Source organism: Achromobacter sp. 1014246743, from assembly GCF_059760725.1.
Genome location: NZ_JCBANA010000130.1, coordinates 1 through 5,764 on the forward strand (window position 1 = coordinate 1; position 5,764 = coordinate 5,764).

Genomic DNA, 5,764 nt, shown 5'->3' on the forward strand with positions numbered 1-5,764 from the left:
CACCCGGGCGGCTTGCGGCGCCCGGGGGCGGCGTAGAATATCCGGATCGTCCCATCCGAGAAAACGCTGATCATGAACGCTCCCTTGCACGCTGAATCGCTGCGCCGCGCGGTCCCGGCCGCCTGTCTGGAGGCCCTGCGCGCCCGTTTCGGCGACCGCTTTTCCGAATCCGCCGCCGTGCGCGAGCACCACGGCCGCGACGAATCGCCGTATCCGGCCATGCTGCCGGACGCCGTCGTCTTCGCCCAGACCACTGAAGAAGTCGCCGAAATCGCCAAGCTGTGCAATGAGCACCGCGTGCCGCTGATCCCCTACGGCGCAGGGTCGTCGCTTGAAGGTCACATCCTGGCAATCCAGGGCGGCATCAGCCTGGACCTGTCGCAGATGAACAAGGTGCTGGCCGTCAACGCCGAAGACCTCACCGCCACGGTGCAGGCCGGCGTGCTGCGCAAGCAGCTCAACGAAGAAATCCGCAGCACCGGCCTGTTCTTCCCGATCGATCCGGGTGCCGATGCCAGCCTGGGCGGCATGGCCGCCACGCGCGCCTCGGGCACCAACGCCGTGCGCTACGGCACCATGCGTGAAAACGTGATGTCGCTGACGGTCGTCACCGCCGACGGCCGCATCGTGCGCACCGCCGGCCGTGCCCGCAAATCCTCGGCCGGCTACGACCTGACCCGCATTTTCGTGGGCAGCGAGGGCACGCTGGGTATCATCACCGAAGTGACGGTGCGCCTGTATCCGCAACCCGAGGCCGTGTCGGCCGCAGTCTGCAATTTCCCCACGCTCGATGCCGCCGTGCAAAGCGTCATCGAAATCATCCAGATGGGCGTGCCGGTGGCTCGCGTCGAATTCATGGACGCGGCCAGCGTGCGCGCCGTGAACCTGCACAGCAAGCTGACGCTGCGCGAAACCCCGCTGCTGGTGTTCGAATTCCATGGCAGCCCGGCCGGCGTACAGGAACAGGCCGAAACCGTGCAGGCGATCACCGCCGAGCACGGCGGCATGGACTTCGAATGGGCCGAGCGCCCCGAAGATCGCAGCCGGCTCTGGACCGCCCGCCACAACGCGTATTTCGCCGGCCTGCAGTTGCGCCCCGGCTGCCGCGCCAGCACCACCGACGTCTGCGTGCCGATCTCGCGCCTGGCCGACTGCGTGCGCGACACGGTCGAGGAACTGGACCGCGCCAGCTTCCCCTACACCATCGTGGGCCATGTGGGCGACGGCAATTTCCACGTGCTGATGCTGCTGGATGCCGACAGCGAGCGCGAATGGCAGGAATCCGAAACCATCAACCACAACCTGGTGCGTCGCGCCATCGCGGCCGATGGCACCTGCACCGGCGAACATGGCATTGGCCTGCACAAAATGCAATTCATGGCCGAAGAGCATGGCGACAACGCCCTGGACCTGATGCGCAGCCTCAAGCACGCATTTGATCCGAACAACATCCTGAACCCGGGCAAGATCGTGTCCTGGTAAGGCGCCGCCAAACGGCACGACAAGGCCGACGGGGCAACCCGCCGGCCTTTTTTCTTGCCGAGCCAAGACCGGGCGGCAGGGGCGGCGGGGCCGGCCGGCGTGTGGCTTCCATGGTTCTCAATAGATGGGAATCGAAGCGATGGGCATCCGTGCCGGGCGGGGGGGCGAGCTCTGGTGGCCGACGCGATGTGGCCGGTCTCGGCCAGGCGATGGCCGTCACCTTTACCGCTGGTTACGTCTGCGGCGTGCGTATCGCCTGTTGGCCGCGAGCAGCGGTGTACGCAGGATGCGGGTAAATCCCGGCCTGCGTCCAGCCTGCGGTCGCGCTATCGTTGCGCTCATGAATTCTCTGGTCGAAACCGGCCTGGCACATGTGCAGGCGCCTTATTCGTTGCAGCAACTCGTCGAGGCGTTGTCGGCCGCGTTGCCGTCGCATTGCGTGTTGTTTCGCGAAGAGGATACGCGCCCCTACGAATGCGACGGGCTGTCGCTGTACCGGGCCTTGCCCGCCGTGGTGGCCCTGCCGGAAACCGAAGCGCAGGTGCAGGCGGTCATGCGCATCTGCAAGCGGCTCAACGCGCCATTGGTGGCGCGCGGCGCCGGCACCGGTTTGTCTGGCGGCGCCATGCCGCACAGCCGGGGCGTCCTGCTGGGACTGTCCAAGTTCAACCGCATCAAGCACATCGACCTGGCCAGCGCGACTGCGGTGGTCGAGCCGGGGGTGCGCAATCTGGCCATTTCCGAAGCGGCGTCGCCCTACGGGCTGTACTACGCGCCGGACCCCTCCAGCCAGATCGCCTGTTCGATCGGCGGCAACGTCGCGGAAAACTCCGGTGGCGTGCATTGCCTGAAGTACGGCCTGACGGTGCACAACGTGCTGCGGGTGCGCATGGTCACCATCGACGGCGACGTGGTGGAACTGGGCTCCGAAGCGCCCGATGCGCCAGGCCTGGACCTGCTGTCGGTGTTCATCGGCTCGGAGGGCATGTTGGGCGTGGTGACGGAAGTGACCGTCAAACTGATTCCCAAGCCCGCGTGCGCGCAGGTGGTGATGGCCAGTTTTGCCAGCGTCGAGGCCGCGGGCAACGCAGTCACCCAGGTCATTGCCGACGGCATCATTCCGGCCGGACTGGAAATGATGGACCGACGCGCCACGCACATGGTCGAACCTTTCGTGCGCGCCGGCTACGACCTGGATGCGCAGGCCATTCTGTTGTGCGAATCGGACGGTACGCCCGAGGAAGTGGCGCACGAGATCGCGCGCATGGAAGCCATCTTCCGCGCGGCCGGTGCCACCCGCTGCCAGGTGTCCGCATCCGAAGCCGAGCGGCTCAAATTCTGGGCGGGACGCAAGAATGCGTTTCCCGCCGCCGGGCGCGTGTCGCCCGATTACTACTGCATGGACGGCACGATTCCGCGCCGTCATCTCGCGCGGGTGCTGGGCGCCATCGAGCAAATGGAAGACGAGTTCAGCCTGCGCTGCGCCAACGTCTTCCATGCGGGCGATGGCAACCTGCACCCGTTGATCCTGTTCGATTCGAATAAACCGGACGAAGTGGAGCGCGCCGAGAAGTTCGGCGCCGCCATACTCGAACTGTGCGTGCAGGTGGGAGGAACCGTGACTGGAGAGCACGGTGTGGGAATGGAGAAAATAAATCAAATGTGCGTGCAATTCTCTCGCGAAGAACTCGACGCGTTCCTGGCGGTCAAGCGGGCGTTCGACCCGCCGTGCCTGCTGAATCCTGAAAAGGTCATCCCTACGCTGGCCCGCTGCGCCGAATACGGCAAGATGCATGTGCATGCGGGCGAGATGCGCTTCCCGGATCTCGCTCGCTTCTAGGACGTTCCCCCTATGGATTTCGTCCTGTCGGAATTGTGCGACCAGGTCATGACGGCGCGCGCCGGTCATAAGCCGTTGTTCGTCATGGGTGGTGGCAGCAAGGCGTTCTATGGCAACTACCGCCCCGTGACGCCGCAAGATGGCCATTGCCTGCTGGACATGACGCCGTATCGCGGCATCGTCAGCTATCACCCGTCCGAGCTGGTGGTGACGGTGCGCGCCGGGACGCCGTTGGCCGAACTGGAGGCCGCGTTGGCCGAGCACGGCCAGATGCTGGCGTTCGAACCGCCGCATTTCTCGCCTGCGGCGACGGTGGGGGGCTGTGTCGCCGCCGGACTGTCCGGGCCGCGCCGCATGAGCGCCGGCGCCTTGCGCGATTTCGTGCTGGGTACGCGGTTGCTGGATTCGGACGGCCGGGTGCTGTCGTTCGGCGGCGAGGTCATGAAGAACGTGGCGGGCTATGACGTCTCGCGCCTGCTGGCTGGCTCTCACGGCATTTTCGGGGCCATTCTTGAGGTGTCGCTGAAGGTCGTGCCCAAGCCGATGCAGGAAGTGACGTTGACGCTGCCGGCCACGCAAGCCCAGGCGCTGGCGAGCTTTGCGCTGTGGCGCGGCAAGCCGCTGCCGATTTCCGCGACCAGCTGGACCGGCGCGGCGGACGGCGAAGGCCAGATGCATGTGCGCCTGTCCGGTGCGCCGCCGGCGATATCCAGTGCGCGCCAGGTGATCGGCGGCGATGCGCTCGAGCCCGATGCCGCCCATTCCTGGTGGACGGGATTGCGCGAGCAGACGCATGCGTTCTTCGTCCCCGGCCAGCCATTGTGGCGGCTGGCATTGCCGCCCACGGCGGCGGCCCTGGGCCATGGCCCGGCGCTCATCGAGTGGGGCGGGGGCCAACGCTGGCTGTCCGGGCCGCAGGATGCCGCCGAATTGCGCGAACTGGCGCAGCGACTGGGCGGCCATGCGACCTTGTTCCGGGCGGCAGGTACCAAGCCGCCGGCCGATGGTGTGTTCCAGCCGTTGTCACCGGGTATCGCGCTGATCACCCGCCGCCTCAAGCAAGAACTCGACCCGGCCGGCTTGTTCAACCCCGGCCGCCTGGTCCTGGAGCTATAGCGCATCATGCAAACCAATCTGGCAGCCTGGGCCCGTGATACCGAGTTGGGCAAAGAGGCCGACGCGATCCTGCGGCGCTGCGTGCATTGCGGCTTCTGCACGGCCACCTGTCCCACCTACCAGGTGCTGGGCGACGAACTGGACAGTCCGCGCGGCCGCATCTACCTGATCAAGCAGGTGCTCGAAGGCGCCGAGCCGACGCAATCGACGCAGCAGCATCTGGACCGTTGCCTGACCTGCCGCAATTGCGAAACCACGTGCCCGTCGGGCGTGCAGTATGGTCATCTGATCGACATCGGCCGCCAGATCGTCGAAGAGCGCGTCCCGCGGCCCTGGGCCGAAAAGGCCAAGCGCAAGATGCTGCGGCGGGCCATGCTGTCGCCGTTGTTCGGCCCGGCCATGCGCGTGGGCCAGGCCGTGCGCGGCCTGTTGCCCGAGGCCCTCAAGCGCAAGGTGCCCGAACGCCGCGCCCCCGGCGCGCTGCCGAAGGTCGAAGGACATGCGCGGCAGGTGTTGATGCTGGCGGGTTGCGTACAGCCGGCCATGATGCCCACCATCGATGCGGCCACCATCCGGGTGCTGGATGCCGTGGGCATCGGCGCGCGCATTGCCCCCGGCGCCGGCTGCTGCGGCGCCGCCAGCTTTCACCTGGACGCGCAGGCGGCCGCGCTGGACCAGATGCGCGCGAATGTGGATGCCTGGTGGCCGCTGGTACAGGATGGCGCGGTCGAGGCGATTGTCATGAACGCGTCGGGTTGCGGCGCCATGGTCAAGGAATACGCCCACCATCTGCGTCACGATCCGGCCTACGCCCAGCGGGCGGCCGACATTGTCGAGCGGGTCAAGGACGTGGCCGAAATCGTGGCGCCCCATGCCGCGCAATTGCGGCAGCAGCTGGCGGGCAAGGGCTTGCGGGCAGCGTTTCATCCGCCCTGCACGTTGCAGCACTGGCAAGGCCTGCGGCCGTTGTCGGAGCAACTGCTGGCGGACCTGGGGTTCGAGTTGCTGCCGTTTGCCGACAAGCACCTGTGCTGCGGCTCGGCAGGCGCCTATTCGGTGCTGAATCCGGAAATCGCCCTGACGCTGCGTGACCGCAAGCTGGGCGCCATCGCGCCGGCGGCGCCGGATGTGATCCTGTCGGCCAACATCGGCTGCATCGGCCATCTGCAAAGCGGCACGGATACGCCCGTGCGGCATTGGATCGAGGTGGTGGACGAGCACCTGGCCCGCCCCTAGCTGCGGCGGGTGGTACCCCCGCGGCGCTTGCGTCTGTTCCTATACACTATCTCACCCGCCGACACAAATGGACAGGTGTTAATCTAGGGT

4 protein-coding genes are annotated in these 5,764 nt (G+C 66.7%); all 4 read left to right on the forward strand.

Annotated features, from left to right (window positions below):
* Positions 1-72: 72 nt before the first annotated feature.
* Positions 73-1,482: an FAD-binding oxidoreductase gene (locus AC6LJ2_RS29800; protein ID WP_445658518.1), complete on the forward strand. Its 1,410-nt coding sequence runs from the start codon at positions 73-75 to the stop codon at positions 1,480-1,482.
* Positions 1,483-1,822: 340 nt separating this feature from the next.
* Positions 1,823-3,322 (forward strand): FAD-linked oxidase C-terminal domain-containing protein, encoded by a 1,500-nt coding sequence (locus AC6LJ2_RS29805; protein WP_263914911.1) that lies wholly within the window; start codon positions 1,823-1,825, stop codon positions 3,320-3,322.
* A 12-nt stretch (positions 3,323-3,334) separates the two neighbouring features.
* The gene (gene glcE / locus AC6LJ2_RS29810) at positions 3,335-4,438 is read left to right on the forward strand and encodes a glycolate oxidase subunit GlcE (RefSeq protein ID WP_263914912.1); all 1,104 of its coding nucleotides are present in this window, start codon (positions 3,335-3,337) and stop codon (positions 4,436-4,438) included.
* A 6-nt stretch (positions 4,439-4,444) separates the two neighbouring features.
* Positions 4,445-5,674 carry a glycolate oxidase subunit GlcF gene (gene glcF / locus AC6LJ2_RS29815; RefSeq protein ID WP_498152742.1) on the forward strand — a complete coding sequence of 410 codons (1,230 nt, stop codon included), beginning with the start codon at positions 4,445-4,447 and terminating at the stop codon, positions 5,672-5,674.
* The last annotated feature ends 90 nt before the right edge of the window (positions 5,675-5,764 follow it).